The following is a 26,405-nucleotide window of genomic DNA, read 5'->3' as shown; positions in this document are numbered from 1 at the left end:
AGCAAGGAGCCTGCCCATGACTACCAGCCAGAGTACTGCCATCGCCCTCGAGCACGGACTTGAACGGCACGGCGATACGGCGTCGGCAAGCCGTGCATCCGCGCTCGATGCCGCCACCGTTGCCGGTTCGGTCGTCTTCGAACGCATCGGCAAAACCTACCATTCATCGGCCGGCCCGGTCCATGCTCTGCAGGATATCGACCTGTCGATTCCGTCGGGCAGCATTTTCGGCATCATCGGTCGCAGCGGAGCCGGCAAGTCCAGCCTGCTGCGCACGATCAACCGGCTGGAATCGCCCACCTCGGGGCGCGTGCTGGTCGATGGCATCGACATCAGCCAGCTCAGCGAACGCGAACTGGTCCAGCTGCGCCGCCGCATCGGCATGATCTTCCAGCATTTCAACCTGCTGTCGGCCAAGACCGTCTACGAAAACATCGCGCTGCCGCTGCTGGTCGCCGGTGCCACGCCCGCCGAGATTGAACCACGCGTGCTCGAGCTGCTGAATCTGGTGGGCCTGCAGGACAAGCGCAACACCTATCCCACCCGCCTGTCAGGTGGCCAGAAGCAGCGCGTCGGCATTGCGCGGGCCCTGGCCACCGGCCCGGAGATCCTGCTGTGCGACGAGGCCACCTCGGCACTCGACCCTGAAACGACGCACTCCATTCTGCAATTGCTGCGCGACATCAACGGGCGGCTCGGCATCACCATCATCCTGATCACACACGAGATGAGCGTCATCCGCGAGATCGCCGACCAGGTACTGGTGCTCGAGCAGGGGCGCATCGCCGAGACCGGCCCGGTCTGGAAGATTTTCGGCGAACCACGCCACGAAGCCACCCGGGCCCTGCTGGCACCGCTACAGCACGACCTGCCCGACGATCTACGCCGGGTACTGCGCCAGACGCCCCCCGAAGGCGCGGCACAGTCCGGTTTCGAACGCATCCTGCAACTTTCCTACACCGGTGCAGGCGGCCTGGAGCCCGACTTCATCCGCATCAGCCAGGCACTGGCCGCCCCTGTGCGGCTGGTCCATGGCGGCGTCGATCGTATCCAGGGCCACGCCAATGGACGTCTGCTGGTCGCAGTGCCGGCCAGCCACGCCTTGCCCGAACTGCCCCCGCTGGCGCACGGCGCAGCCGCCATCGCCCATCACATCGAGGAAATCGGCTATGTCCCTGTCCTTTGAACGCTACTGGAATGCCTTCCTGGATACCCTGATGATGGTCGGCGTCTCCGGCGGCATCGCTTTTCTGGCCGGCATTCCGCTGGCGGTCCTGTTGATCGTCACCGCCCCCGGCGGATTTCTCGCCTCGCCCCGCATCAACCGCGCGGTGGGCAGCGTGGTCAACGGCTTTCGCGCCACGCCGTTCATCGTCCTGCTGGTGGCACTGATTCCGTTCACCCGCATCGTGGCCGGCACCACCATCGGTGTCTGGGCTGCCATCGTACCGCTGGCGATCAGTGCCACCCCCTTCTTTGCGCGCATCGCCGAAGTCAGCCTGCGCGAAGTCGACCCCGGACTGATCGAAGCCGCACAGGCCATGGGCTGCCGCAAGTGGCACATCGTGCGCCATGTGCTGCTGCCCGAGGCACTGCCCGGCATCATCGGCGGTTTCACCATCACCCTGGTCGCACTGATCAGTTCGTCCGCCATGGCGGGTGCCGTGGGCGCGGGTGGCCTGGGCGACCTGGCTATCCGCTATGGCTACCAGCGCTTCGATACCGAAGTCATGCTGATCGTGATCGCCATCCTGATCGCCCTGGTCACCGCGGTGCAACTGAGCGGCGACCGCTATGTCCGCTGGCTCAGGAGCCGCTGAGCAGGCCTGCCGTCGATCCGTCCATATTTCACAGGAATCCTCATGTCTGCTGTTTCTCCTGCCGGCACCACGCCGGACACCCCTCAGGCCGAACGCTTGCCCCTGCCGCCGCGCACACCGGACCGCATCCGCGATGACGCGCACGCCATCACCGTGGCACAGGCACTGGCCGAAGAATTTCGCCAGGAAGCCGCCACACGCGACCGCGAGCGTCGCCTGCCCTGGGACGAGCTGGACCGCTATACCGCCAGTGGCCTGGGCACGATCACCATCCCCCGCGAATACGGCGGCACCGGCGTGTCCTACGAAACCCTGGCGACGGTCTTCGCCACGATCTGCGCAGCCGATCCGTCGTTGGGTCAGATCCCGCAGAACCATTTCGCCGTCCTGCAGAACCTGCGCGACACCGGTACCGAGGCACAGAAACGCCGCTGGTTCGGCGATGTCCTGGCCGGACATCGCCTGGGCAACGCCGGACCGGAGCGCAAGGCCCGCGCCGGCAAGATGACCGACGCCACCGCCCGGCTGACGCGTACCGCCGATGGCCTGCGCGTGAGCGGCACGCGCTTTTACTCGACCGGGGCACTCTATGCGCACTGGATTCCATTTCGCGCCGCCGATGAGGAAAACCGACCACTGCAGGTCTGGGTACGACGCGACGCCCCAGGCGTCAGGGTCATCGACGACTGGGATGCCTTCGGCCAGAAAACCACCGCCAGCGGCACGGTCCTGCTCGACAATGTGGCCGTGGGCGAGGAAGACTTCATTCCACTGTACCTGCATCTCGATACGCCGACCCTGTCCGGCCCGGTCTCGCAACTGATCCAGGCATCCATCGACGCAGGCATCGCGCAAGGCGCATTGCGCGATGCGCTCGACTATGTCCGCACCCGTACCCGTCCCTGGGTGGATTCGGGCGTGGAACTGGCCGTGCAGGACCCCTACATCATCCAGGAAGCGGGCCAGTTGCAGATCGAAGTCGATGCGGCCCATGAGGTGCTGCTGTCGGCAGCACGCACCCTCGATGCACTGTCACGCCAGCCCGTGACCGACGACACCAGCGCCCAGGCCTCCATCGCCGTGGCCGAGGCCAAGATCCTGACCACCGAGGCCGCGCTGGCTGTCAGCGAAAAACTGTTCGAGCTGGCCGGCTCGTCGGCCACCCGTGCCGCACACAACCTCGACCGCCACTGGCGCAACGCCCGCGTGCACACCCTGCACGATCCGGTGCGCTGGAAGTACCACCTGCTGGGCAACTACCTGCTCAATGGCGTGCGCCCGCGCCGCCATCAATGGAACTGAACGCCATGAGTACCGATACCCTGATCGCCCCTCCCGACGCGGTGACTGCTGCCGCCGAACCTGCCACCCCGGCGGCCCGCCTGACCAGCACCGAGCAGGCCCTGGATGTCGCCCGCAACTTTGCCGCCACACTCGAAACGGATGCCGTCGCCCGTGATCGCGACCGCATCCTGCCCTGGCAGGACATCGAACGCTACAGCGCCAGCGGCCTGTGGGGCATTACCGTCCCGCAGGAGTATGGCGGCCTCGGTGCCTCGAGCGGCACCCTGACCCAGGTCATCGCGACCATTGCCGCAACCGACGGCAACTTCGGCCATATCCCGCAGAACCATTTCTATGCACTGGAAGTCCTGCGGGTCGGTGCCAACCATGCGCAGAAGACATTCTTCTACGACCGCGTGCTGCGCGGCGAACGCTTTGGCAACGCCCTCGCCGAAATCGGCCACAACGACTACAAGCGCCGTACCCACCTGAGCCGCGAGGCAGACGGCTGGTTCGTGCAGGGCCGCAAGTTCTACTGCACCGGCGCGATCTTCGCGCACTGGATCCCCACCCTGGTCACGGCCCTCGAGAACGGCCTTGAGGTCACCTATCTGGTATTCATCCCCCGCAGCGCGCCCGGCGTCAGCATCACCGACGACTGGGATGGTTTTGGACAGCGCGTCACAGGCAGCGGCTCGGTCGCGTTCGAGCGGGTCCGGGTTGAACCGGAATGGGTCGTACCATTCAAGGCATCGTTCGACCGGCCCACGACCATCGGCCCCTTTGCGCAGATCATCCATGCTGCGCTGGACGTCGGCATCGGTCATGGTGCCCTCAAGGCAACCCTACCCTACCTGCGTGAACACACGCGGCCCTGGGTCGATGCCGGCGTCGACCACGCCAGCCAGGACCCCTTGCTGCTGCACCAGCTCGGCCATGTCCATCTGCGCCTGCGTGCCGCCGATGCGCTGATCGCCCGGGCGGCACGCTTTGTCGATGCAGCGCAGGCCGAACCCACCGACGCATCCGTGGCGGCAGCCTCGGTCGCCGTCGCCGAGGCCAAGGCTCTCAGCACCCAGGCCAGCCTGCTGGCAGGCACCAAGCTGTTCGAGCTGGCCGGCACGTCGGCCACTGTAGGTGGCCTGGGGCTGGACCGTTTCTGGCGCAATGCGCGTACCCACACACTGCACGACCCCGTGCGCTGGAAATATCACGCCATCGGCAATTACGTCCTCAATGGCCGTCATCCGCCCCGGCACGGTGCGCTGTAAGCCGCCCCGCAACACACCAGGAATCCGAGCATCATGAGCAGGACAAACGATTTGATCGCCCTCACCTCCCCGGACCAGCCACGCACTGGCCGGACACAGCGCCGACGCACCATGACACGCCTGGGTGCCTGGCTGGTCACCTTTTTCGGTGCCACCGCACTGCTGGCCGGCAACGCGCTGGCCGCGCCCCTGAAGATCGGCGTCGTGCCAGGCATCTTTGCCGACTCGGTCGAGGTGGCCGCGCAGGAAGCCGGCAAGCAGGGGCTGGACGTCGAGGTCGTGGAATTCACCGACTGGGCCACGCCCAACGTGGCGCTGGATGCCGGCGACATCGACCTGAATTACTACCAGAACAGCAACTACCTGGCCAACGCCATCCGCGACAAGGGATTCAGCCTGACCAGCGTGCAGCCGGGCATCCTGTCCTACCTGGGCCTGTATTCGCTCCGGCACAAGAGCCTGGACGATCTGCCGCAGGGAGCCAAGGTGGCGATTGCCAGCGATCCCGTCAACATCGGTCGTGCGCTGCGCCTGCTGCAGCATGCCGGACTGGTCACGCTGCGTCCGGGCACCGGGCTGCTGGCCGAACTCAAGGATATCCAGGACAACCCGAAGCAGTTGCAGTTCGTCGAGGTCGAAGGCCCGCAACTGGTCCGGGTCACACCCGACGTCGACCTGGCCCAGGGCTTTCCCTATTTCATTATCGCCTCCGGTGCCTTCGATGCCACCCAGGGCCTGTCCTACACCCGCTACGAAGATGATTCGTGGGCCATCCATTTCGTGGCCCGCACGGACCGCGCCGATGATCCGCGCATCCGGCAATTCCTGGATATCTACCAGAACTCCAATGCCGTACGCGACACCATCCACGCGTTCTACCTCAACGACCCAAGGCTCTACCGCCTGGCCTGGATCAAGGACTGACATGAGCCAGAAAAAGCAGATCCACGTCAACGCATTCAACATGAATTGCGTCGGCCATATCCACCACGGTCTCTGGACGCATCCGCGCGACCAATCGACACGCTACAACACGCTGGAATACTGGACGAACATTGCCCGCATACTCGAGAAGGGCCTGTTCGACGGCATTTTCATTGCCGATGTCATCGGCTACTACGATGTCTACCAGGGCGGTACCGACCTGACCCTGCGCGAGTCCATCCAGTTGCCGGTCAACAACCCCTGGCTGCTGATCTCGGCCATGGCGGCCGTCACCGAGCACATCGGCTTCGGCGTGACGGCCACCGTGGGTGCCGAGCACCCCTATACCTTCGCCCGCAACGTGTCGACCCTGGACCAGGCCACCCGTGGTCGGCTGGGCTGGAACATCGTCACCGGCTATGTAGACAGCGGCGCACGCGGGCTGGGGCAGGACGGGCTGGCCGCGCACGATGCGCGCTACGACCGCGCCGACGACTTCCTGACCCTGTCCTACAAACTGTGGGAAGGCAGTTGGGAGGACGACGCCGTCATCGCCGACCGCGCCAGCCGGGTCTATGCCCGGCCCGACAAGGTACACCCGGTGCAGCACGAAGGGCCCTACTACCGGGCCAACGCCATTCACATGAGCGAGCCCTCGCCACAACGCACGCCGGTCCTGTTCCAGGCAGGCACTTCCGAGCGCGGCATCCGCTTTGCCGGCCAGCATGCGGAAGGCATTTTCATCGGCGCGCCCAATCCTGCCGCCGCCCGCACGGCCTCGCGCCGCCTGCGTCAGGCGGCTGCCGACGCAGGCCGCGATCCGTCCGACCTCAAGATCTATGTCGGGCTGGCCGTCATCCCTGGCCATACCGAAAAAGAGGCCCGCGACAAGTACGCCGAGTATCTGCAGCATGCCAACCCGGAAGCCGGACTGGCGCACTTCTCGGCCAGTACCGGCATCGATTTCTCGCAATACGGGCTGGACGATCCGATCAGCTACGGCCCGTCCAATGCCATCCAGTCGGCGACACAGACTGCACGCCAGCAAGGCTGGACCCGTCGCCAATTGCTGGAGCAGCACAAGCTGGGCAGCCGCTATACCACCGTGGTGGGCGACCCGTCGCAGGTCGCGGATCAACTGGAGCAGTGGATAGACGAAGGCGAAATCGACGGCTTCAATCTGACGCGCATCGTCGTCCCCGAAACTTACGCGGATTTTGCCGAACTGATCGTGCCGGAATTGCAAAACCGGGGCCGCTACCGCACCGCCTATGCCGAAGGCACCCTGCGCCAGAAACTCTTTGGCCGGGGCGACCGACTGCCGGACAGCCACCCTGCCGCGCAATGGCGTCATGCAGGAGTGACCGCATGAAGGTGCGCCACTCCGCTTGCAATCGCCTGTTGCACCCATTGCAGATGATTCTGTGCGCCGGCAGCCTGCTGCTGTCCGGCACACTGGCGGCAGCGCCCTTGCGGGTCGGCGTTACCCCCGGCTCTCTGGCCGACTCGGTGGCCGTGGCCGCCGCCGAGGCCCGCCAGCAGGGGCTGGACGTCGAACTCATCGAATTCACCGACTGGACGGCTCCCAACACCGCCCTGGATACCGGCGACATCGACCTCAACTATTTCCAGCATCAGGCTTTTCTGGACAACGCCATCCGGGAACGCGGCTATCGCATCCAGAGCGTGGCGGTCGGCCTGCTGCCCAATATCGGCCTGTACTCGAAAAAACATGCCCGCCTGGCCGACCTGCCCAAAGGTGCCACCATCGGTGTCGCCAACGACCCGGTCAACCAGGGCCGTGGGCTGCAACTGCTCGACCAGGCCGGCCTGATCACCCTGCGCGACGGCGTCGGGCCGCGCGGCACCGTCGATGACATCGTCGCCAACCCCGCCGGCTTCCGGCTGGTCGAGGTTGAAGGCCCGCAACTAGTCCGCGCCATCGACGACCTCGACCTGGCCCAGGGCTATCCGGCCCACTTCGTCAATGCCGGGCAGCCTGAACTGGCCAGCCGGGCGTTGCAGTATTCCAGCATCGACGACATCTACTACGCCATCCGTTTCGTCGCCCGCACCGAAGGGGCCGACGACCCACGCATTGCCCGCTTCATTGCCATCTACCAGGGATCGGATGCCGTGCGCCGCACCATCCATGAGGCCTTCGCCAGCGATCCGCAGCTCTACGCCCTGCCGTGGCTGAACGCCTCGCCTTCCCGCTAAAGGACATTTTCGCCATGATCACTTACGCCCCGCCTGATTCCGACACACCGCTGCGTGCCGTCGTGCTCAACGGCAGCCCCAGCGCCTCCTCGCGTACCCGCGTCCTGCTGGATGCCTTGCAGGCCCGCCTGGCACAGGCCCTGCCGCTCGATACCCGCTTCATCGATCTGCCGGACCTGGTCCCGCACATCGGCACCGCGCTGTCCGCCCAGCACCTGCCTGCCCCGGCACAGGACACCTTGCGCCAGATCGGCAACGCCGACTTGCTGATCGTCGGCTCACCGGTCTTCAAGGGCAGCCTGCCGGGCCTGTTCAAGCATCTGTTCGACCTGATCGACCAGGATGCGCTCATCGGCACGCCGGTTCTGCTGGCCGCCACAGGTGGCAGTCCACGTCATTCGCTGTTCATCGACCACCAGTTGCGCCCGCTGTTCAGCTTTTTCCAGGCCCTGACCCTGCCCATCGGGGTCTATGGCACACCCGACGAAATCATCGGCGGCCGGATCGCCGCCCCCTTGCTGGCGGAACGCATCGAGCTGGCCGCGTCCCAGGCACTGCCGGTACTCAAGGCACTGCAACGGGCGCGCCAGCCCCTGGCATCCGAACTGCTGGAGGCCTGAGCGCCATGGCACCGACCTCTGTACACCCGGCACCGGCATCAAGCGATTACGATGTGCCGGGCGGTACGCCGGAATTCATCAGCCAGGAACTGGCACGCCAGTTTGCCGCGACCGCAGCCGCACGCGACGAAGCCGGCGGCACCCCCCAGGCCGAGCGCGACGCACTGCGCCGCAGCGGTCTGCTGGCACTGAGCATTCCTCGCCAGTACGGCGGCCTGGGCGCAGACTGGGCGCAGGTTCTGGACAGCGTGCGGCAGATCGCCACCGCCGACAGTTCGGTTGCACACGTCTATGGTTTTCAGCATCTGCTGCTGGCCACAGTGCGGCTGTTCGGCCAGCCCGAACAATGGGAACCCTGGTGGGAACAGACTGCCCGCAACCACTGGTTCTGGGGCAACACGCTGAACCCGCTCGATACCCGGACAGTCGCCACCCGGCATGACGGCTGGTGGAGTTTTTCCGGCAAGAAAAGCTTCTGCTCCGGTGCCACCGATTCGCAGATGCTGGTCGCCTCGGCACTCGACAGCGAATCCGGCCGCCTGCTGATCGCCGCGCTGCCGACCGGACGTGCCGGCATCACCCTGAACCAGGACTGGAACAACATCGGCCAGCGCCAGACCGACAGCGGCAGCGCCCTGTTCGAAAAAGTCAGGGTCGAGCAAGCCGAACTGCTGCTGAATCCCGGCCCGCTGTCCACGCCGTTCTCGTCGCTGCGACCATTGCTGGCGCAACTGATATTCGTGCATATGTTCCTGGGCATCTCCGAGGGCGCACTGGCACAGGCACGCGAATACACCCTCAGCGAGGCACACCCCTGGTTCAAGTCGGGCGTCGAGCGCGCCAGCCAGGATCCACATGTGCTGACCCGCTACGGCGAGTTCTGGGCTGCCCGCGAAAGCGTGCGCGCCCTGGCCGCCGAGGCAGCCCAGCGCTTTGACGAGGCCTGGCGGCAGGGCGAGACGCTGACGGCAGAAGCACGGGGCCGACTGGCCATCGCCGTCAGCACCGCCAAGGTCGTGGCCGTACGCGCCGGGCTGGACATCACCAGCGGCCTGTTCGAGGTAACCGGTGCCCGGGCCACCCACGGCGCGCTGCGCCTGGACCGGTTCTGGCGCAACCTGCGTACCCAGTCGCTCCACGATCCGCTGCACTACAAGGTCCAGGAACTGGGCGAGTGGGCACTGAACGACAGCGCCCCCACCCCGTCGTTCTATTCCTGAGGCATCATGACTTCGACGCTGCCGACCTGGCCCATTCCGACACCCGAGCCCCCGCCCGAGACACCCGGCTGGCTGTTCGAGGACCCGGCCTCGCGGGCACTGCACGAGATCATCGAGCAGATCGCCCCCAGCGACGCAGGCGTCCTGATCGAGGGCGACAGCGGCACCGAGAAGGAACTGGTCGCCCGCCATATCCACACCACCAGTCTGCGCCGCGCCTATCCTTTCGTGGCCGTCAATTGCGGAGCCTTCTCGGAGTCGCTGGTCGATGCCGAGCTGTATGGTCACGAAAACGGGGCCTTTGCCGGGGCCTTCGGCAGCCAGCCCGGCTGGCTGGAGACAGCGCACCGGGGCACCCTGTTCCTGGATGAAATCGAAGCCCTGCCGCTGCAGGCTCAGGCCAAGCTGATCCGCACGCTGCAGGAGGGCACGGTATCCCGGCTGGGGTCGCGCCAGCGGCTGCCGGCCGACGTGCGAATCCTGGCCGCTACCCATGACGATCTGGCGCAACGCGTGCAACAGGGCCTGTTCCGCAAGGATCTCTATTACCACGTCAATGTCGTCAGCCTGGTCATGCTGCCGCTGCAATCTCGCCCCGGCGACATTCTGCCGCTGGCGCGTCACTTCATCCGCCAGTACTGCAAGCGGCTGCACTATGCGCCTGCCGAACTGAGTGCAGGGGCCGAGCGCCGGCTGCTGGCGCACTCCTGGCCCGGCCATGTTCGCGAACTGGAAAACGTGATCTACCGCACCCTGCTGCTGAGCCGTGGCCTGCGCATCCAGGCCGATGACCTGCGACTGCCGGCTGCGTCCGACACGCCGGTCACACCTCCCGTCAGCCCGGTGCCTTCCCCTGATATCAAGGCGACGTACCGCGCACAGGAAAAACCGGATACTGAAATATCCCTTGCTCGGGACACAGCGACTTTCCCAGGCAATGACATTGACCCTGCCGGATCCCCAATCTCTCTTGAACAGGTCCTGGAACAACTCTGCCAGACCTGCTCGCACGACCTTGAACAGCGCGTGCTCGACACCCTGCTGCTCAAGGCCTGGCATCACAACCACTACAGCCAGGTCCAGACCGCACAGCAACTGGGCATCAGTCGCCATGTCGTCCGTGCCCGGCTGGTCCGCCTGCAACAACTGGCCCCTGGCCGCAACAGGCTGACCGACACCGGCCCGGATGCCCCCCCCCTTCATCTTCCACCTGATAGGACCGTCACATCATGAGTCTCGACATTTTCTGGTTCCTGCCCACCTCCGGCGATACCCGCTACCTCGGTGCCTCCGAGTTTGGCCGACCGGTCACCAACGAATACCTGCGCCAGATCGCCGTCACCAGCGAATACCTGGGCTACGACGGCCTGCTGATCCCAACCGGCAGTTCATGCCTGGACCCCTGGGTCGTCGCCTCCAGTCTGGTACCGGTCACTCAGCGCATCAAGCTGCTGGTGGCTTTGCGCACCTCGCTCGGCAACCCTGTCTCGACCGCACGCCAGGCCGCCACGCTCGACCAGGCGCTGCACGGGCGGCTGCTACTGAACGTAGTACCCGGCGGCGATGCCGTCGAACTGGCCGCCGATGGCATTTTCCTCGAACACGACGCGCGCTACGAGGCTGCCGACGAGTTCCTGACCATCTGGCGCAAGATACTGGCCGGTGAAACCGTGGACTTCGATGGCAAGCACTACAAGACCCGCCAGAGCCGCAACTTCTTCGAGCCCGTGCAGAAACCCTATCCTCCGCTGTATTTCGGCGGCTCGTCCGAGGCGGCGCACGAACTGGCCGCCAAACATGTCGATGCCTACCTGAGCTGGGGCGAACCACCGGCCCAGGTCGCGGAAAAGATCGCCGATGTCCGCGCCCGCGCCGCACGCCACGGCCGCACCGTGCGCTTCGGCGTGCGCCTGCATGTGATCGTGCGCGAAACCAGCGAAGAGGCCTGGGCCGATGCCGACCGGCTGATCAGCAAGTTGAGTGACGACGACATCGCCCGCGCCCAGGCCAACTTCTCCCGCATGGACTCGGTCGGCCAGCAACGGATGGCACAGCTGCACGGTGGCCGTCGCGACAAGCTGGAAGTCAGCCCCAACCTGTGGGCCGGCGTCGGACTGGTGCGCGGAGGTGCCGGCACGGCCCTCGTCGGCGATGCCGAAACAGTCGCTGCACGCCTGCAGGAATATGCCGATCTCGGCGTGGACACGTTTGTCCTGTCGGGCTACCCCCACCTGGAAGAATCGATCCGTTTCGCGGAACTGGTCTTCCCCCTGCTCGGCAAACAAGCCGTAACGTCAGGCCAGGCACAGACCGGCGGTGCCTTCGATATCCGTGCCGCCGCGCCCCAGGCTGCGCGCTCCGCATCGTGAGGCAGGCATGACCCGTATCATCGACATGCGTTGCAGGCCCGCCTACCTGCATGATTTCTTCGGGGCCACGCCGGGCTCTGCGGAACACGCGACGGCACTCTGGCTCAATGGCCGCGTAGGCACGCGCGGCAACCCTGCTCACTTCGAGCGCTCGCTGACGCAGGAGGGTTTCCTGGCCGAGATCCATGACGCCGGCCTGAGCCACGCCGTCGTGGTGGGCCGGCACACGCCCGGCCAACACCTGCCCAACGACACCATCCACGGTATCGTGCAGGGACATCCGGAACTGATCGGCATCGGCGCCGTCGATCCGGCCCTGCAGGGCGAGGCGGCCGCCGTCGCCGACGCCGAACGCGCACTGCGCGAGCTGGGCCTGGCCGGCATCGACCTGGAGCCCGGCTTCGGCGCACCGGCTCGCCATCCGGACGATCCCGTCTACTGGCCGATCTACGAGCTGTGCCTGCAGCACGACGTGCCGGTCTTCCTGATGAGCGGCCCAACCACGCCGGATCCGCGCTTCAACGATCCCGCGCCGCTGGCGAAGGTCGCCCAGGCCTTCCCCAACCTGCAGATCGTGGTCTATCACGGCTATTGGCCCAACGTGCAGCAGGCCATCGGCCTGGCCTTCCGCTACGCCAATATCCATCTGGTGCCGGACATGTACCTGTTCCAGCCCGGCACTGAGGCCTACGTGCAGGCAGCCAACAGCTTCCTGGCCGACCAGTTCCTGTTCGGCTCCTCCTACCCGTTCCGGCCCATCGGCCAGACCATCGAGGACTTCCTGGCGCTGGGCCTGCGCGACAGCGTGATCGAACGCCTGCTGTACGGGAATGCGGCACGCCTGCTGAAAGTCTAGGACGAGCGCCCCCTGCAGGCGGAGTATCATGAAGCAAACACACCTCCCGCAAGGACCTCTCCATGGCGACCCCGACTTATGACTACCTGATCATCGGCGCAGGCATCATCGGTGCCGCACTGGCAGCCGAAATATCGCGCCGGCAGCCGGGGGCCCGCCTGCTGGTCGTGGACAAGGAAGACCGGGCCGCCTTCCACCAGACCGGCCGCAACAGCGGCGTCGTCCACTCCGGCGTGTACTACACACCGGGCAGTCTCAAGGCCCGCTTTTGCCGCGAGGGCCTGGCCAGGCTGCAGGCCTTCAGCCAGACCCACGGCATCGGCTACGACACGCGCGGCAAACTACTCGTCGCCACCAATGCGCAGGAAGTCGACCGGCTCGACAACCTGGCGCAACGCGCTGCGGACAACGGCGTGACTGCGCATCGCCTGGACCGATCCGCCCTGCAGGCCTGCGAGCCGGCCGTGGCCGGCCTGGCGGCGCTGCAGATTCCGGAAACCGCCATCATCGATTACACCGGCGTCACCCGCACCCTGCTGACCGAAGTGGAAAATGCCGGCGGTACACTCCGGTTCGGCCAGCCGGTCAACCATGTGGCGGCTACCCAGGCTGGCTATCGCATCCGAATCGGTGACGATAGCGTGGAAGCCGGCCGCATCGTTGCCTGCGCCGGGCTCGCCTCGGACCGGGTGGCCCGGCTGCTGGGCATAGACCCGGAAATCCGCATCGTCCCCTTCCGCGGCGAATATTTCGTGCTGCCGGCCGCGCTCAACCAGGTCGTTCACCATCTCATCTATCCGGTGCCGGACCCGACGCTGCCTTTTCTCGGCGTACACCTGACCCCGATGATCGACGGCTCCATCACCGTCGGCCCCAATGCAGTGCTGGCGCTGGCCCGTGAAAAATACCAGCGTTTCAGCTTCGATGCCCGCGATGCTGCCGATGCGCTGACATACCCCGGATTGTGGAAAATACTGGCACGGCACCCACGCGCTACCTGGCAGGAACTCAAGGGCTCGTTCTCGAAGCAGACCTATCTGCAGGCCGTGCGCAAATACTGCCCCCGGATCACCTTGGCAGACCTGCAGACCTATCGCAGCGCCAACCGTGCCCAGGCCGTGCGTACCGACGGCAGTCTGGTCGATGACTTTCTCATCAAGACTCAGGGCGGCGCGACTGCCATCCTGAACGCACCGTCACCGGCCGCAACCTGCAGCCTGCCCATCGCTGCCCACATCGCCGATCTCATACTGTAGCCCGCACTCCTCGCCACAAACGACTTGCGGGCGGCATCGAGCAGCCCGCAAGTCAGTGTAAAGCGACAGGAAAATCAGCCCTTGAGCAGCGTGGCGCGGTCAGTGGCTTCCCAGGTGAACTCGGGTTCGGCACGGCCGAAGTGGCCATAGGCCGCCGTCTTGGAATAGATCGGGCGCAGCAGGTCGAGCATGTTGACGATACCGCGCGGACGCAGGTCAAAATGCTCGCGCACCAGCTTGGCGATCTCCGCATCGGGGATCACGCCGGTGCCTTCGGTATAGACCGTGATGTTGATCGGTTCGGCCACGCCGATGGCATAGCTGACCTGCACCTGGCACTGGCGCGCCAGACCCGCTGCCACGACGTTTTTGGCAACATAACGGGCAGCGTAGGCCGCCGAACGATCCACCTTGGAAGGGTCCTTGCCCGAGAAGGCACCGCCACCATGCGGACATGCGCCGCCATAGGTATCGACGATGATCTTGCGGCCGGTCAGGCCGCAATCGCCCTGCGGGCCGCCGATCACGAAGCGTCCGGTCGGGTTGACCAGGTAGCGGGTGTTGGCCGTAAGCAGGCCTTCGGCAAAGCTGGGCTTGATGATGTCTTCGATCACGGCCTCGCGGATGGTTTCCTGCGAGACATCCGGCGAGTGCTGAGTCGACAGCACCACGGTATCGACCTCGACGGGACGGCCATCGACATAACGGAACGTGACCTGCGACTTGGCGTCAGGACGCAACCAAGGCAGGCGGCCATCCTTGCGCAGTTCGCTCTGGCGCTGCACCAGCCGGTGCGCGTACCAGATCGGGGCCGGCATCAGGTCGGGGGTTTCGTCGCAGGCATAGCCGAACATCAGGCCCTGGTCGCCGGCACCCTGGTTGAGGAAATCCTCGGAGGTGCGATCCACCCCCTGGGCGATATCGGGCGACTGCTTGTCGTAGGCGACCAGCACGGCGCAGCCCTTGTAATCGATGCCGAAATCGGTGTTGTCGTAGCCGATGCGGCGGATCGTATCGCGCGCCACCTGGATGTAATCAACATTGGCGGTCGTGGTGATCTCGCCGGCCAGCACCACCAGACCGGTGTTGCACAGCGTTTCGGCGGCCACGCGCGCATTGGGGTCTTGCTCGAATATGGCATCGAGCACGGCATCGGAAATCTGGTCGGCGACCTTGTCGGGATGACCTTCCGATACGGACTCGGAAGTGAAGAGGAAATCTTGTGGGGCCACGACTGGCATCCTTGCAAAACCGGCTCTACGGAGAAACCGGACAGGTTGACGGGCGCGTTGCACGCCTGACGAAGACCTGGAAAGCAGGAGAGTACGGGCGCGACGCTTTAGCGGAAAAAAGCCGGAACGTGTGCAGACGATAATACAGCCCGCCCTGCAGTTCCGCGGCCGCCCCGCAAGTTGTCGGTTAATTCGGCGGCCTTTCTCATTTTAGGCGAAAATGGCACCTTTTGGTGATCCGTCAGCCGACGAACAACCGGCCAAAGCGCCATCACTTCACGGCCTTCGTCAGACTCCCGCCCTATGTTGCTCCTGCTCCTGCGCCTGCTGGCCTGTCTTCCCCTCTCCGTCCTGCATGGTCTCGGCCGACTCGCCGGGGGCCTGATCTACGCCCTGCCGGGCAAGTACCGGACCCGTTTGCGTGCCAATGCCACCCAGGCCGGCTACCCCGAGGCGACGTTCGCACGCCGCGCTGCCCGCGAGGCCGGCGCCATGATTCTCGAACTTGCCTATGTCTGGCTGCGCACGCCCCAGGCCGTGGCCAGGGTCGAGGTGGATGACGCTGCCGACCTGCACGAGGCCCTGGCCGATCCGCGCGGCATCCTGTTTCTCACCCCGCACCTGGGCTGCTACGACATCACCGCCCGCTGGCTGGCCCAGCATCGCGCCATGACCGTGATGTACCGTCCGCCGCGCAAGACATACCTGGCCCCCATCCTGTCCACCATCCGCAACACCGAAGGCCTGACGGCCGTACCGGCCACCATGCAAGGCGTGCGGGCCTTCGTACGCACACTCAAGCAGGGCCACAGCATCGGCATGCTGCCGGACCAGGTACCCAACGCGGGCGACGGCGTCTGGGTGCCTTTCTTCGACCGCCCGGCCTTCACCACCACGCTACCTGGCCGGCTGGCCCGCCAGACCAAAGTGCCGGTGGTCATGGTGGCAGGCGAACGCCTGCCCGGCGGTCGCGGCTGGCGGCTGCACCACCTGCGCCTGCCCGACCCGCTGCCGGAATCCCCCGAAGAACAGGCCCGCCTCATCAATGCCGCCATGGAGACCCTGATCCGGCGCTGTCCGCAGCAATATCTGTGGAGCTACAACCGCTACAAGCAGCCTCACAAGGAAACCGCCCGCCACCCGGACGGCACCGCACCGGCCAACGCCCACGACAGGCCGGCCACCTCCGAAGAATCCGCAACGCCCCGCACATCGGGCCATACGCCGCATGACTGACGCCGCTCCCGTCTCCACGTTCAAATCCCGCATGCTGTTCCGGCTGCTGGGCGTCTTCGCACGCCTGCGCCCGGCCAGCCGCCTGCGGCTGGGCCGCATCCTGGGCCGGCTGGCCTACCGGCTGGTGCGCCCCCGCGTGCGGGTGGCCCGGCGCAATCTCGAAATCTGCTTTCCCGAACAGACTGCCGAACAACGTGAAATCCTGCTGCGCCAGCATTTTCATGCGCTGGCGCAATCCGTGATCGACCGTGGCGTACTGTGGCGCGGCAGTGAGACTGACATTCTCGACATGGTGGAGCTGCGCGGTTTCGAGCATATCCAGGCACTGCAGGATGCCGGCAGGCCCGTCATCATGCTGGCACCGCACTTCATCGGACTGGATGCCGCCGCCACCCGCCTCTCGATCGCACTGACCGAAGCCGCCTCGATCTATTCCGTGCAAAGCGACCCCGGCATCGACGCGCTGGTACGCGCCGGGCGCGCCCGTTTCAACAAGATCCACCTGGTCAGCCGGCGCGACGGCGTGCGCGGCCTGATCCGGCACCTGCGCGCCGGCTTGCCGGTGTATTACCTGCCCGACATGGACTTTGGACGCCGGGGCGCGATTTTCACGCCGTTCTTCGGCACTCCTGCGGCCACCATTCCGGCCACGGCCCAGATCGCCCGCAACTGGCATGCCGCAGTCGTCCCCATCATCAGTACCTGGGACCCGGCCAGTGGCCGCTACCTGATCGAAGTCCTGCCCGCACTGGAGGACTTTCCTGGCGACGCCTCGCTCGAAGAAGCTACGGCACGGCTGAACCACCTGCTGGAGGGCTGGATCATGGCCCGCCCTAGCCAGTATTATTGGGTACACCGACGCTTCAAGACCCGGCCCGAGGGCGAGCCCGGCCTGTACTGAACACGAGACACGCATCATGGCTTTCTACGAATTCACCAAAATGCACGGTGCCGGCAATGATTTCATTGTCCTCGACGGCGTGCGCCAGCAGATCAGCCTCAGCCCCGCCCAGTTGCGCGCCCTGGCCGATCGCCGTTTCGGCATCGGTGCCGACCAGATCCTGCTGGTCGAGCCAGCGCAGCATGGCGAAGCCGATTTCCGCTACCGCATTTTCAATGCCGATGGCAGCGAGGTCGAACACTGCGGCAACGGCGCACGCTGCTTCGTGCGCTTCGTGCACGAGCAGGGCTTGTCCGACCGCAACCCGCTGCATGCCGAGATCGCCACCGGCACGCTGACACTGACGGAGCAAGCCGACGGCGAAGTCACCGTCGACATGGGCATCTGCCGCTTCGAGCCCGCGACCCTGCCGTTCGATCCCGATGGTCTGACCACCAGGACCACGGGAGAAGCCACCCAATGGGCATTGCCGCTGGAAGGCGAGACAGAGCCGGTCTGGATCGTGCCCGTCTCGATCTCCAACCCGCATGCCGTGCAGGTGGTGACCGATGTCGATACCGCACCTGTCGCCCGTACCGGCCCACTGATCGAATCGCACCCCCGCTTTGCGCGCCGCGTCAATGCCGGCTTCATGCAGATCCTCGGTCGTCACGATATCCGCCTGCGTGTGTACGAGCGCGGTGCCGGCGAAACCCTGGCCTGCGGTACGGGTGCCTGCGCGGCTGCCGTCGCCGGCATACGCCTCGGCCTGCTCGACAGCCCGGTCAGGGTGCAAACGCGCGGCGGCGACCTGACGATCCGCTGGGATGGCACCCGGCTCGCCATGACAGGGCCGGCCACCACCGTCTTTACCGGCCGGTTCGATACCGATACGCTGGTGGGTGACTGATGCAGGCTGCGCGTGGCCACAATACCGACCGCCACGCGTACGCATCGCCCACTTTCATTGCCCCCCTTTCGCACCACATTATCGCCATGACCGACGCCACCACCCACACCCCGGAAGACATCGCGCTCTTTCTGCGCCAGCATCCGGATTTCTTCATCCAGAATGCAGACATCTTCGCTGAATTCAAGCTGCCGCACCCGCACTCCGGCAAGGCCATTTCACTGGGAGAGCGCCAGATCCTGACGCTGCGCGAACGGCTCAAGCAGACCGAAAACACGCTGGCAGGGCTGATCCACAATGCCAAGTCCAACGATGCCATCAGCCTGCGCCTGTATCAGTGGGTCGAACACCTGGTGGCCCTGCCCGACAGCGATACGCTGGCCGATGCCATCCGCGCCACGCTGATCGAGGATTTCGGCCTGCAGGACGCCACGGTGCGCTGGTGGGGTGCCACGCCCCCCGAGGATGCCGCCCTGCTCGACAGTCTGACCAACCAGGCCGCCCCTGCCGTCGGCTCCAGCCTGGATCACCCGGCCGTAGCCTTGCTGGCACAGCCGCCCGCGTCAGTCGCGATTATCGTGCTGCGCCATGACGTTATCGGCGACCAGCCGGCCGGCGTGCTGGTACTGGGCGCAGACAGCGCAGACCGTTTCACGCCGGACATGGGCACGCATTTCCTGGCCACCATCGGTGCCCTCGCCAGCGCCACGCTGGGGCGCACAGCCGCCTGACGCCATGCGTGGCCCTCCATCCACCGCTTCGCCTCCGATGCCCAGCCTCGCTGGAGCCGAAGTGTCGCCGAATATGGGCCATGACAGCGACGGGCCAGCACCGAATGCCCCCCTGCCATCCCCGATGGCCGGCTGGCTGCAACACCTGCAGACCGAGCGACGCTACTCGCCCCATACCCTGTCGAACTATCGTCGCGACCTGTGCGCCCTGCTGCGGCAGGCCGAGCACCGCCCCCTGGACCAGATCAGCCAGGGACATATCCGCCAGTATCTGGCGCGCCTGCACGGCCAGGGGCTGAGTCCTGCCAGCCTGGCGCGCACGCTGGCCGCCTGGCGTGGCTTCTTCCAGTGGTGGGGGCCACAGGCCAGCCTGCCGGCCAACCCGGCCCTTGGCGTGCGCGCGCCCAAAGCCCCCAAGGCGCTGCCCAAGGCGCTGTCGGTAGACTACGCCATCCACCTGCTCGACCAGGTCGCCCCCGATGCCACTCAGGCAGCGGTCGCCCTGCAGCACGGTCAGGAAGCCCAGACCATCCTGCGCGACCAGGCCATGTTCGAGCTGCTGTACTCAAGCGGATTGCGCATCTCCGAACTGGTCGCCCTGGACTGCCGGCACCACCAGTCGCAGACCTACGCATCACGCAGTTGGCTGCAGCTGGATGAACGCGAGGTCATCGTGCTGGGCAAGGGTGGCAAGCGCCGCAATGTTCCTGTCGGCCAGGCCGCCGCACAAGCCCTTGAGCGCTGGCTGCAGGCTCGCCCAGCCTGGGTCCCGGCACAGACAGACGAAGACACGCAGGCCGCGCTTTTTCTGGGCCTGCGCGGTGCCCGCATCACGCCCCGGGTGGTCCAGTTGCAACTTGCCAAACGAGCGCAGGCTGCCGGCTTGCCCACCCATGTGCATCCCCATGTGCTGCGCCACAGTTTCGCCAGCCATCTGCTGCAGTCTTCACAGGATCTGCGGGCCGTGCAGGAGTTGCTGGGTCATGTCAACATTTCCACCACCCAGATCTATACCCGGCTCGACTACCAGCACCTGGCCAAGGTCTACGACCAGGCCCACCCGCGGGCCCAGCGGCAGGACAAGGACAAGTAAACGGACTGACCCGTCCACAGGGTGATCGGGGCTCCTCCCGCCCGCATCGCGCCGGGCGTCGCCGAGCCGTCAACACGCAGGGTTGAAGGTCCGCTCCATGGCGTCCCTGTCGTAGTCGAGCAGCCAGGCATGGTGCTTTTCATACAAGGGTCGCAGCCGTGTGGAGTCGCGACAGATCACATCCATCCCCCGATCATCGTAAGGATGAAGCAGAATGCCGGATGCCGGCTGTATCAGATACACCCGGCACTGTGGGTTTGGGCAGACAGTACTCAGGTCGGTCGCCAGGGCACACCAGAGCAGGTTCTGCAGTTTGGCTGCAGGAACCTCAAACGCACAGTTGATCCAGCTACCGATATCGGACGCATCGGTGTCACTGTCCGCTTCGCGCCATATCGCCCGCACTTTCGGCACAGCAATACCGGCCAGTCGAAGCTCGCGCAGCGTCTCCCGCAGTTCGAAACCCGAAGCCCCCACAAAGCGCTGCATATGCACCAGCACGCGGTCTTGCGTACCGAACACGTCTCGGGCGATGACCGTTGCCCTGTGCAACGCAGTCAGCATCAGGTCGAGCGGGCTGTCGCCCTCGGACAGTTCAAAGCGCAGCCCACCGGGGAAAGTATAGAAAAGAGCATGCCGATAAGGCCCCGCCCCGGTCAATTCATGAGTGATGCGCTTGAAGTCCATGGCTGCTGGTCACATAAGAACGGCAAAACCGAAGCGTACTCCACCGCCTGCCATCACGACTAAAATCCTGCCTGCCGCATCACCTCATCATGCCCACACGCACACAAGGCCTGCCGTGAAAGACTGGTTCGAATCCGCCCCGCTCGTCGAGAACGCCGCCGTCGAGATTGCATTCCTGCTGCGCACCGACTTCTATTACGGCCCGGATGGCCATCAGGATATCGCCGAGAAAAAGCTGATCGTCCCTCTGGGCCTTCCCGAGTTTCCCAGAGTCGTCGCCTCACAGGCCACGACCCGGGAAGCCGAGCGCCACACCGGCGAACTGATCCGCTATTACGCCGACATCATCCGATATGCACAGCAATACGGCCGGAATATCGAGCAGGTGCGCCACTATTTCTGGCTCAGACTGTATCTCAGCACGCCTTCCGGCCATTTCGATGTCGCGTTTCCCTATTACGACACCCTGGCCGAGATTGCCCCACTGCTCCTCACCCTGATCAATCCACCCGCCAGTGGCGAAGTGCTGTGGGATCGGGACCAGTGCTGGGAACTGGACATGATTGCCCACGACGGCATGCTGTATGTCCGCGAATGGGACCCGGATGGCGCAGATCACCCCAGGGACCCCGAGGCCGGTGCCGTCCATGCCCTCGGCAAGCTTCCCCTGCAGGCGTTGGCAGCATCGAGCAAGGCCGCACTGGAACGCGCCAGGCGCATCGTGGCCACCCTGAATGACGCCCTGGGGGTGGATCTCTGGAGTGCCCGCCCGCCGGAGGACATGGATTTCCAGCGGCTGATGCTGCCTGTCCAAGCCAGCGGGCGCGCTTCATCATAAAATAGGCAATGCTTCCTGTTTTCAGTCATAGAGGTTGGTCTTGCCGCCCCGCAATGCTCCTACCGTCCTGATCGTCGAAGATGACGCCGCACTGGCCGAGAACCTGTTCTCTTCGCTGGAAGCAGACGGCTTCGTGCCCGACATCGCCTACGACGGCAGCATGGCGATCGAAGCCATCGACCACCAGCGCTTCGACCTGATCGTGCTCGACATCGGCCTGCCTCACGTCGATGGCTGGACCGTGCTGCGCCACCTGCGTACCGAACTGGGCCTGTCCACCCCGGTCCTCATCCTGACGGCACGCCAGGAAATCGAAGACAAGCGCATCGGCTTCAACCTGGGGGCAGACGACTACCAGACCAAACCGTTTTCGCTCGAGGAAATCTCGTTGCGACTGCATGCCCTGCTGCGCCGCAGCAGGGCCAGCCAGGCCGATCCCATCCTGCGCTGCGGTGCCCTGACCTACGCCCTGGCCACACAGCAGGTCTGCCTGGATGACACCGAACTGCGACTGCCTCGCAAAAGCCTGCAGATCCTGGAAGCGCTGATGCGTCAGCCTGGACGCATCGTCTCCCGCACCGAACTGGAACAGATCCTGTGGCCCGATGAAACACCGGCCTCCGACGCCCTGCGCAGCCACATGCATGTGTTGCGCAAGACGCTGGCCGCCCATGGCTTCGAGGGGCTGGAAACCCTCAGCGGCAGCGGCTGGAAAATGACCGTTCCGCCCTTGCGCCAGTCCCCGCCCGAGGCCTGATACACATGCGCCCGTCACTGGCTACCCGCGTCATCCTGGCCTTGACCGTGCTGATCATGTTCGCGGTCGGGCTGGTATCCCTGACCGCGTTCTATACCCATCAGCGCATGGAAAGCCGCGTCATCGACACGCTGCTGAAAACGGAAGCCGACAGGCTGGTGTCGCGCATCGCCAGTGTCAGCCCGACATGGGATGTGCCCTTCGTGCGGCAGTTCGGCCCACACCTGTATGCCTGGGGCGAAAGCGACCAGGTCCGTGCGCCGGACATGCCGGATTTCCTGCGTGCCCTGCCCAACGGCATGCACTACATCGATGGCGAGCACAGTACCCTGCACATCAAGATCGTCGATGCCCGCGATGGTCGCTTCTACGTCATGTACGACGCCGTGGAAACCGAGGCCCTGACACGTGAGTTCGGACTGTCGCTGCTGCTGATCGCGCTGTTCTTCATCCTGGCCTCCTACGCCACGGCATGGAAACTGGCCCAGTGGGTGGTACAGCCGCTGCAGGAGGTGACCGACCTGCTGGCGCGCTGGGCACCGGGGCGACCACGCAAGCAGGACGCCCGCAGCGACGAGCGCGGTCGCCTGACCGAAGCCTTCAACCGCATGCAGGACCGGATCGAACGTACCATCGCCGACCAGAAAGAGTTCGCCGCCAACTTCCAGCACGAAGTTCGCACCCCCCTGTCGATCATCCGCAGCGATGCCGAACTGCTGCGCCGGCTGCCGCTGGACAGCCCGGCACGCCAGCATCGGCTGGATCGCATCATCCGCTGCGTGGATGAGCTCAACGACGCGCTCACCAGCACCTACAGCCTATCGCAATCAGATGATGGGCAGCGTGAAACCGTCAGCCTGCAGACCATCATCCAGGATGCCCTGTCGAGCCTGTCGGAAGAGGCCGCCCGCCAGGGACTGACCCTGCACATCGAAGTCGATCCGGCCTGCCATGCCACGGTCAACCCACACGCCCTGCTGACGGTGGTCCGCAATATCGTACGCAATGCCATCCGCCATGCAGCACCGGCTACCCTGTCCATTCGGGCACTGCCGGGCGGGCTGTCTTTTACCGATGACGGCCCCGGCATCCCGGCCTCCGAACTGCCCCATATCTTCGATCGCTACTTCAGCCAGCGGCGCAAGGACGCCCCCGCCCAGTCCTCGTTCGGCGATAGCGGCATCGGCCTGGCGATTGCCAAGCAGACCTGTGCCCTGCAGGGATGGCAACTGGAAGCACACTCCCCGATCAGGGACCAGCGCGGCACCGCCTTCACCCTGACATTCGACACCACATCGCCACGCGCCCCTCAGCCTGCCGCTGGCGACACCGGCTCGGCAACGATCACATAATCATGGCCATGCCGCAGGCCCCCCTCGGCATCATCCAGGGCGCGTGCCCGCTGGCGCAACTCGGCCACATGCGTGGACAATGACACCGCCAGTGAACGGTCACGCAGCCGGGCCAGGCGCTGATCGCACATATCCAACTGGCTGTCGATAAAACGGGCACCGTAGCGGATGCCGTAGCGCTGCATATCCAGCACCCGGAAACCTGCCTGCTGCAAATGGCGCACGACCCAGTCCGCCGGATATTCGCGATAGGGCCGCTCCCCCGCCAGCAGCAGGCAGGCATCGCGCAACCGGCCGATCTCGCACACCATGCGACCGGCCGCACTCTCGGGAAAATAAGGCACGTACGGTTCCAGGCCGATCACATACAGCCTTTGTCCCACCAGCGGGCGCAGGCGACCGAATATCCGGTCCTGCCAGTAGGGCGCGAAACCATCGATGGCCCCCACCAAGTAATCGGCCAGCACCGTGTCGTAGCGCTCGCCTTCCAGCAGGCGCTCGTCCATCCAGTTGCCGGTCACGATCCGGTCCTGAGCCCGCATGCGCCCCTCGGCCAGCGCCCTGACACTGTCTGCCATGCCGCTGGCCCCCGTCACCGCCGTCCAGGCCTCGGTATCCTGCTTCAGCAGCCAGGACAGCGATCCGCGCCCGGTACCTGCATCCAGGAAGCGCCCCCAGGGCACATCGCCCTGCAGGGTCGCCACGATGTCGAACAGCGTATTGCCTTGCTTGAGAGGAATGCTCACCGTCTGCGCTCAGAAATCGAACCGGACACCGGCAATCAGGCTACGGCCCTGTACCGGCGCGGCACGCGAAATGAAGGAGGCATGATTGTAGGCCAGCCGGTTCAGCAGGTTGGTGCCACGCAGGTAGACCTGCCAGTCGGTCGCTCCCGAGCGGCCCAGGTAGGCGACTCCGGCATTGACCATGTTGTAGCCCGGCGTCTCGCTTTCGAAGTCGGCGATCCGGTTCTGGCTGAAGACACGGTAGTACTCGGCATAGGCGCGCCATTGCTGCCAGCTGGTATCCGCCCGCAGGCCCAGCCGGGCGGCAGGAATGCGCGGCAGGTTGCCCGCCCCTTCGCGCAGCTTGCCGCGCACGTAGTCACCGAACAGCGTGGTCTTGAGCAGCGGCGAGAAACGGTACGAGACGTTGGCCTCGGCACCCGTGAACTCGGCATCGTGCTGGGTGTACTTGATCAGGCGGAAATCCTCATGCTGATCAAGCGTATTGGCATAGATGTAGTTCTTCGTGCGACTGTGGAATACATTGATGCCAAACTGCAGGTCACCCTCGTGCTTGCGAAGCCCCAGGTCCACGCCCCGGGTGGTTTCCTTGCCCAGGTTGGCATCGCCCAGTTCGTAGGTGTTGGTCGCCAGGTGCACGCCCCTGGCATACAGCTCCTGGGCATTGGGCAGGCGCTGCGACTGCGTGAACGACAGCGTCGCCGCGTAGGCTGGAGCAAAATCCCATACGGCAGCAGCCGACCACGACACGGCACGCAGATCGGACTCCGGCTGGCTGTTGTCAGGCGTCACGCGCTGCCATTCATGGCGCGCCCCCAGCTCGAAGCGCCAGTCGCCCAGCGGGTACTCCTCGACCAGGAAAATTCCCGTATTGGTCGTCCGGGTGCGCGGCATGAAATTTTCCAGTCCGCTCGACTCGAACTCCGAGCGCGCCGTCTGCACACCCAGCACCCCGCGCCAGCCATACAGGGGACGGTGCTGCAATTCCAGGCGGGTATCGTGGCCCCGGTTGGTGAAGACCGTCGTCTTTTCGTCACCGTCGCGTTCATCGTGACGGTAATCGGTATAGCCGGCACGCAGCCGGATCTTTTCTACACCCGCCATCGGATCACGCCATTCGCCACGGATATCGAAGCGTTCGCTACGCAAATGCGCCGTCGCGGAGTGACCGCCGCCATGATCGTGGTCATGGTCGTGATCATGTCCGTGCCCATGATCGTGGCCGCCGCAGTGCAGGTGCTGGCCGTGCGGATGGCAATCCTCGTATTCATGGCTGTGGCCAGGCAGGCCATAGTCCTCTTCCCGGTAGGAATAGGCCACGCCGAGATAACCGTTGTCACCCAGGAAAGTCATGCCCAGGCTGCCGGTGGTGGTGTCGGCATTCGAATCCTTGACCCGTTTCTCGTCCCAATGCCCGACTCGGTAGTCATCCGATTTGCTGCGTGCACCTTCGGCATGGAAAACCACGCGCCCCGTCCCGCCCGTCACCGAAAATGCGCCGGCCCGTTCTCGAGCCGCCGTCGCTCCCTGCAACTCCAGGGAGCCTTCAATACCGCGTTCCGGCATGGCTGTGGGGATCTTGTTGTCCAGCACGTTGACCACGCCACCAATGGCTCCACCGCCATACAGCAGGGCAGAAGGCCCACGCAGGATCTCGATCCGCTCCGCCAGCAGGGTATCGACGGTCACCACATGATCGGGCGATACCGCCGAGGCATCCATGATTTCAGAACCATCGCTCAGCACCTTGACACGCGGTGCAGTCTGCCCGCGAATGACCGGACGGCTGGCACCGCCGCCGAACGTATCGGCATGCACGCCCGGCTGACCATCGAGCAGTTCGCCCAGCGTACCGCGACGACGCTGGATCAGTGCATCGCCTTCCACGATAGTGACGGGGATGACCGACTCCTCCGCACTGCGCGCCAGGGGACTGGCCGATACGGTAATGCCGGGCAATGCAGCGACATCATCATGTGCCACCTGCTGGGCCTGCGCGGGGATGGACTGTGTCAGCGCCGCCAGCAGGGCCAGCGACAACGGGGATCGTGAAAGCGTCATACGAAAAGTCTCTCTGCTTATCTGGGAACATACAAAAAAGCA

At 65.1% G+C, this 26,405-nt stretch carries 25 protein-coding genes; 21 read left to right on the top strand and 4 right to left on the bottom strand.

Annotated features, from left to right (window positions below):
* The first annotated feature begins 16 nt into the window (after positions 1-16).
* From DD235_RS14125 to lhgO, 13 genes are all read left to right on the top strand, one after another.
* Entirely contained in the window at positions 17-1,186 is a 1,170-nt protein-coding gene (locus DD235_RS14125) for a methionine ABC transporter ATP-binding protein (protein ID WP_109062735.1), read from the top strand.
* Positions 1,170-1,820 carry a methionine ABC transporter permease gene (locus DD235_RS14120; RefSeq protein WP_109062734.1) on the top strand — a complete coding sequence of 217 codons (651 nt, stop codon included), beginning with the start codon at positions 1,170-1,172 and terminating at the stop codon, positions 1,818-1,820. Before DD235_RS14125 ends, DD235_RS14120 begins: the two co-directional genes overlap by 17 nt.
* A 42-nt stretch (positions 1,821-1,862) precedes the next feature.
* Positions 1,863-3,122 carry an SfnB family sulfur acquisition oxidoreductase gene (locus DD235_RS14115; protein ID WP_109062733.1) on the top strand — a complete coding sequence of 420 codons (1,260 nt, stop codon included), beginning with the start codon at positions 1,863-1,865 and terminating at the stop codon, positions 3,120-3,122.
* A 5-nt stretch (positions 3,123-3,127) separates the two neighbouring features.
* Entirely contained in the window at positions 3,128-4,375 is a 1,248-nt protein-coding gene (locus tag DD235_RS14110) for an SfnB family sulfur acquisition oxidoreductase (protein WP_109062732.1), read from the top strand.
* A 111-nt stretch (positions 4,376-4,486) separates the two neighbouring features.
* Positions 4,487-5,299 (top strand): MetQ/NlpA family ABC transporter substrate-binding protein, encoded by an 813-nt coding sequence (locus DD235_RS14105; protein WP_109062770.1) that lies wholly within the window; start codon positions 4,487-4,489, stop codon positions 5,297-5,299.
* 1 nt (position 5,300) lies between these two features.
* Positions 5,301-6,671, top strand: a complete 1,371-nt coding sequence (locus DD235_RS14100; RefSeq protein ID WP_109062731.1) for an LLM class flavin-dependent oxidoreductase — start codon at positions 5,301-5,303, stop codon at positions 6,669-6,671.
* Positions 6,672-6,715: 44 nt separating this feature from the next.
* Positions 6,716-7,519 (top strand): MetQ/NlpA family ABC transporter substrate-binding protein, encoded by an 804-nt coding sequence (locus DD235_RS14095; protein WP_239990166.1) that lies wholly within the window; start codon positions 6,716-6,718, stop codon positions 7,517-7,519.
* Between the two features lie 14 nt (positions 7,520-7,533).
* Positions 7,534-8,139: an NAD(P)H-dependent oxidoreductase gene (locus DD235_RS14090; RefSeq protein ID WP_109062729.1), complete on the top strand. Its 606-nt coding sequence runs from the start codon at positions 7,534-7,536 to the stop codon at positions 8,137-8,139.
* 5 nt (positions 8,140-8,144) lie between these two features.
* On the top strand, positions 8,145-9,359 hold the full coding sequence (locus DD235_RS14085; RefSeq protein ID WP_109062728.1) for an acyl-CoA dehydrogenase family protein: 1,215 nt from the start codon (positions 8,145-8,147) through the stop codon (positions 9,357-9,359).
* A gap of 6 nt (positions 9,360-9,365) precedes the next feature.
* Positions 9,366-10,592 carry a sigma 54-interacting transcriptional regulator gene (locus DD235_RS17170; protein WP_109062727.1) on the top strand — a complete coding sequence of 409 codons (1,227 nt, stop codon included), beginning with the start codon at positions 9,366-9,368 and terminating at the stop codon, positions 10,590-10,592.
* On the top strand, positions 10,589-11,728 hold the full coding sequence (gene ssuD / locus DD235_RS14075) for an FMNH2-dependent alkanesulfonate monooxygenase (protein ID WP_109062726.1): 1,140 nt from the start codon (positions 10,589-10,591) through the stop codon (positions 11,726-11,728). Before DD235_RS17170 ends, ssuD begins: the two co-directional genes overlap by 4 nt.
* A gap of 7 nt (positions 11,729-11,735) precedes the next feature.
* A complete protein-coding gene (locus tag DD235_RS14070; RefSeq protein WP_109062769.1) occupies positions 11,736-12,584 on the top strand; it encodes an amidohydrolase family protein in 849 nt (282 codons plus the stop codon).
* 62 nt (positions 12,585-12,646) lie between these two features.
* On the top strand, positions 12,647-13,840 hold the full coding sequence (gene lhgO / locus DD235_RS14065) for an L-2-hydroxyglutarate oxidase (RefSeq protein ID WP_109062725.1): 1,194 nt from the start codon (positions 12,647-12,649) through the stop codon (positions 13,838-13,840).
* 74 nt (positions 13,841-13,914) lie between these two features.
* Here the strand turns inward: lhgO and metK are convergent, their stop codons facing one another.
* A complete protein-coding gene (metK, locus tag DD235_RS14060; protein WP_109062724.1) occupies positions 13,915-15,072 on the bottom strand; it encodes a methionine adenosyltransferase in 1,158 nt (385 codons plus the stop codon).
* Positions 15,073-15,375: 303 nt separating this feature from the next.
* Between metK and DD235_RS14055 the strand changes: the two genes are divergently transcribed.
* From DD235_RS14055 to xerC, 5 genes are all read left to right on the top strand, one after another.
* The gene (locus tag DD235_RS14055; RefSeq protein ID WP_109062723.1) at positions 15,376-16,308 is read left to right on the top strand and encodes a lysophospholipid acyltransferase family protein; all 933 of its coding nucleotides are present in this window, start codon (positions 15,376-15,378) and stop codon (positions 16,306-16,308) included.
* Complete coding sequence (locus DD235_RS14050; RefSeq protein ID WP_109062722.1) at positions 16,301-17,209, top strand: lysophospholipid acyltransferase family protein; 909 nt, start codon at positions 16,301-16,303, stop codon at positions 17,207-17,209. The genes DD235_RS14055 and DD235_RS14050 overlap by 8 nt, the downstream gene beginning before the upstream one ends.
* A gap of 16 nt (positions 17,210-17,225) precedes the next feature.
* Positions 17,226-18,098: a diaminopimelate epimerase gene (dapF, locus tag DD235_RS14045; protein ID WP_109062721.1), complete on the top strand. Its 873-nt coding sequence runs from the start codon at positions 17,226-17,228 to the stop codon at positions 18,096-18,098.
* Positions 18,098-18,829 (top strand): DUF484 family protein, encoded by a 732-nt coding sequence (locus DD235_RS14040; protein ID WP_109062720.1) that lies wholly within the window; start codon positions 18,098-18,100, stop codon positions 18,827-18,829. Before dapF ends, DD235_RS14040 begins: the two co-directional genes overlap by 1 nt.
* Before the next feature lie 73 nt (positions 18,830-18,902).
* Positions 18,903-19,922 carry a tyrosine recombinase XerC gene (xerC, locus tag DD235_RS14035; RefSeq protein ID WP_109062719.1) on the top strand — a complete coding sequence of 340 codons (1,020 nt, stop codon included), beginning with the start codon at positions 18,903-18,905 and terminating at the stop codon, positions 19,920-19,922.
* Positions 19,923-19,991: 69 nt separating this feature from the next.
* Here xerC and DD235_RS14030 read toward each other — a convergent pair whose 3' ends face one another.
* Entirely contained in the window at positions 19,992-20,609 is a 618-nt protein-coding gene (locus DD235_RS14030; RefSeq protein WP_109062718.1) for a DUF3885 domain-containing protein, read from the bottom strand.
* 115 nt (positions 20,610-20,724) lie between these two features.
* Between DD235_RS14030 and DD235_RS14025 the strand changes: the two genes are divergently transcribed.
* From DD235_RS14025 to DD235_RS14015, 3 genes are read left to right on the top strand one after another with little or no spacing between them, the layout of a single operon-like run.
* Positions 20,725-21,447, top strand: coding sequence for a hypothetical protein (locus DD235_RS14025; RefSeq protein ID WP_109062717.1), 723 nt, complete (start codon positions 20,725-20,727; stop codon positions 21,445-21,447).
* A gap of 40 nt (positions 21,448-21,487) precedes the next feature.
* Positions 21,488-22,204, top strand: coding sequence for a response regulator transcription factor (locus DD235_RS14020; RefSeq protein WP_162300506.1), 717 nt, complete (start codon positions 21,488-21,490; stop codon positions 22,202-22,204).
* A gap of 5 nt (positions 22,205-22,209) precedes the next feature.
* Positions 22,210-23,556, top strand: coding sequence for a sensor histidine kinase (locus DD235_RS14015; RefSeq protein ID WP_109062715.1), 1,347 nt, complete (start codon positions 22,210-22,212; stop codon positions 23,554-23,556).
* On the opposite strand, the gene DD235_RS14010 is transcribed toward DD235_RS14015, so the two are convergent.
* Together DD235_RS14010 and DD235_RS14005 are read right to left on the bottom strand one after the other, a co-directional pair.
* A complete protein-coding gene (locus tag DD235_RS14010) occupies positions 23,514-24,302 on the bottom strand; it encodes a class I SAM-dependent methyltransferase (RefSeq protein ID WP_239990164.1) in 789 nt (262 codons plus the stop codon). The two genes, DD235_RS14015 and DD235_RS14010, sit on opposite strands and share 43 nt — an antisense overlap.
* Before the next feature lie 9 nt (positions 24,303-24,311).
* A complete protein-coding gene (locus tag DD235_RS14005) occupies positions 24,312-26,363 on the bottom strand; it encodes a TonB-dependent receptor domain-containing protein (RefSeq protein ID WP_109062714.1) in 2,052 nt (683 codons plus the stop codon).
* Positions 26,364-26,405: the final 42 nt, after the last annotated feature.

The sequence above is a fragment of the Corticimicrobacter populi genome, from assembly GCF_003123725.1.
In the GTDB taxonomy this organism is placed as follows: Bacteria; Pseudomonadota; Gammaproteobacteria; order Burkholderiales; family Burkholderiaceae_B; genus Corticimicrobacter; species Corticimicrobacter populi.
The sequence above is the reverse complement of the archived record's forward strand: the minus strand, read 5'-3'. Positions and strand labels throughout refer to the sequence as shown.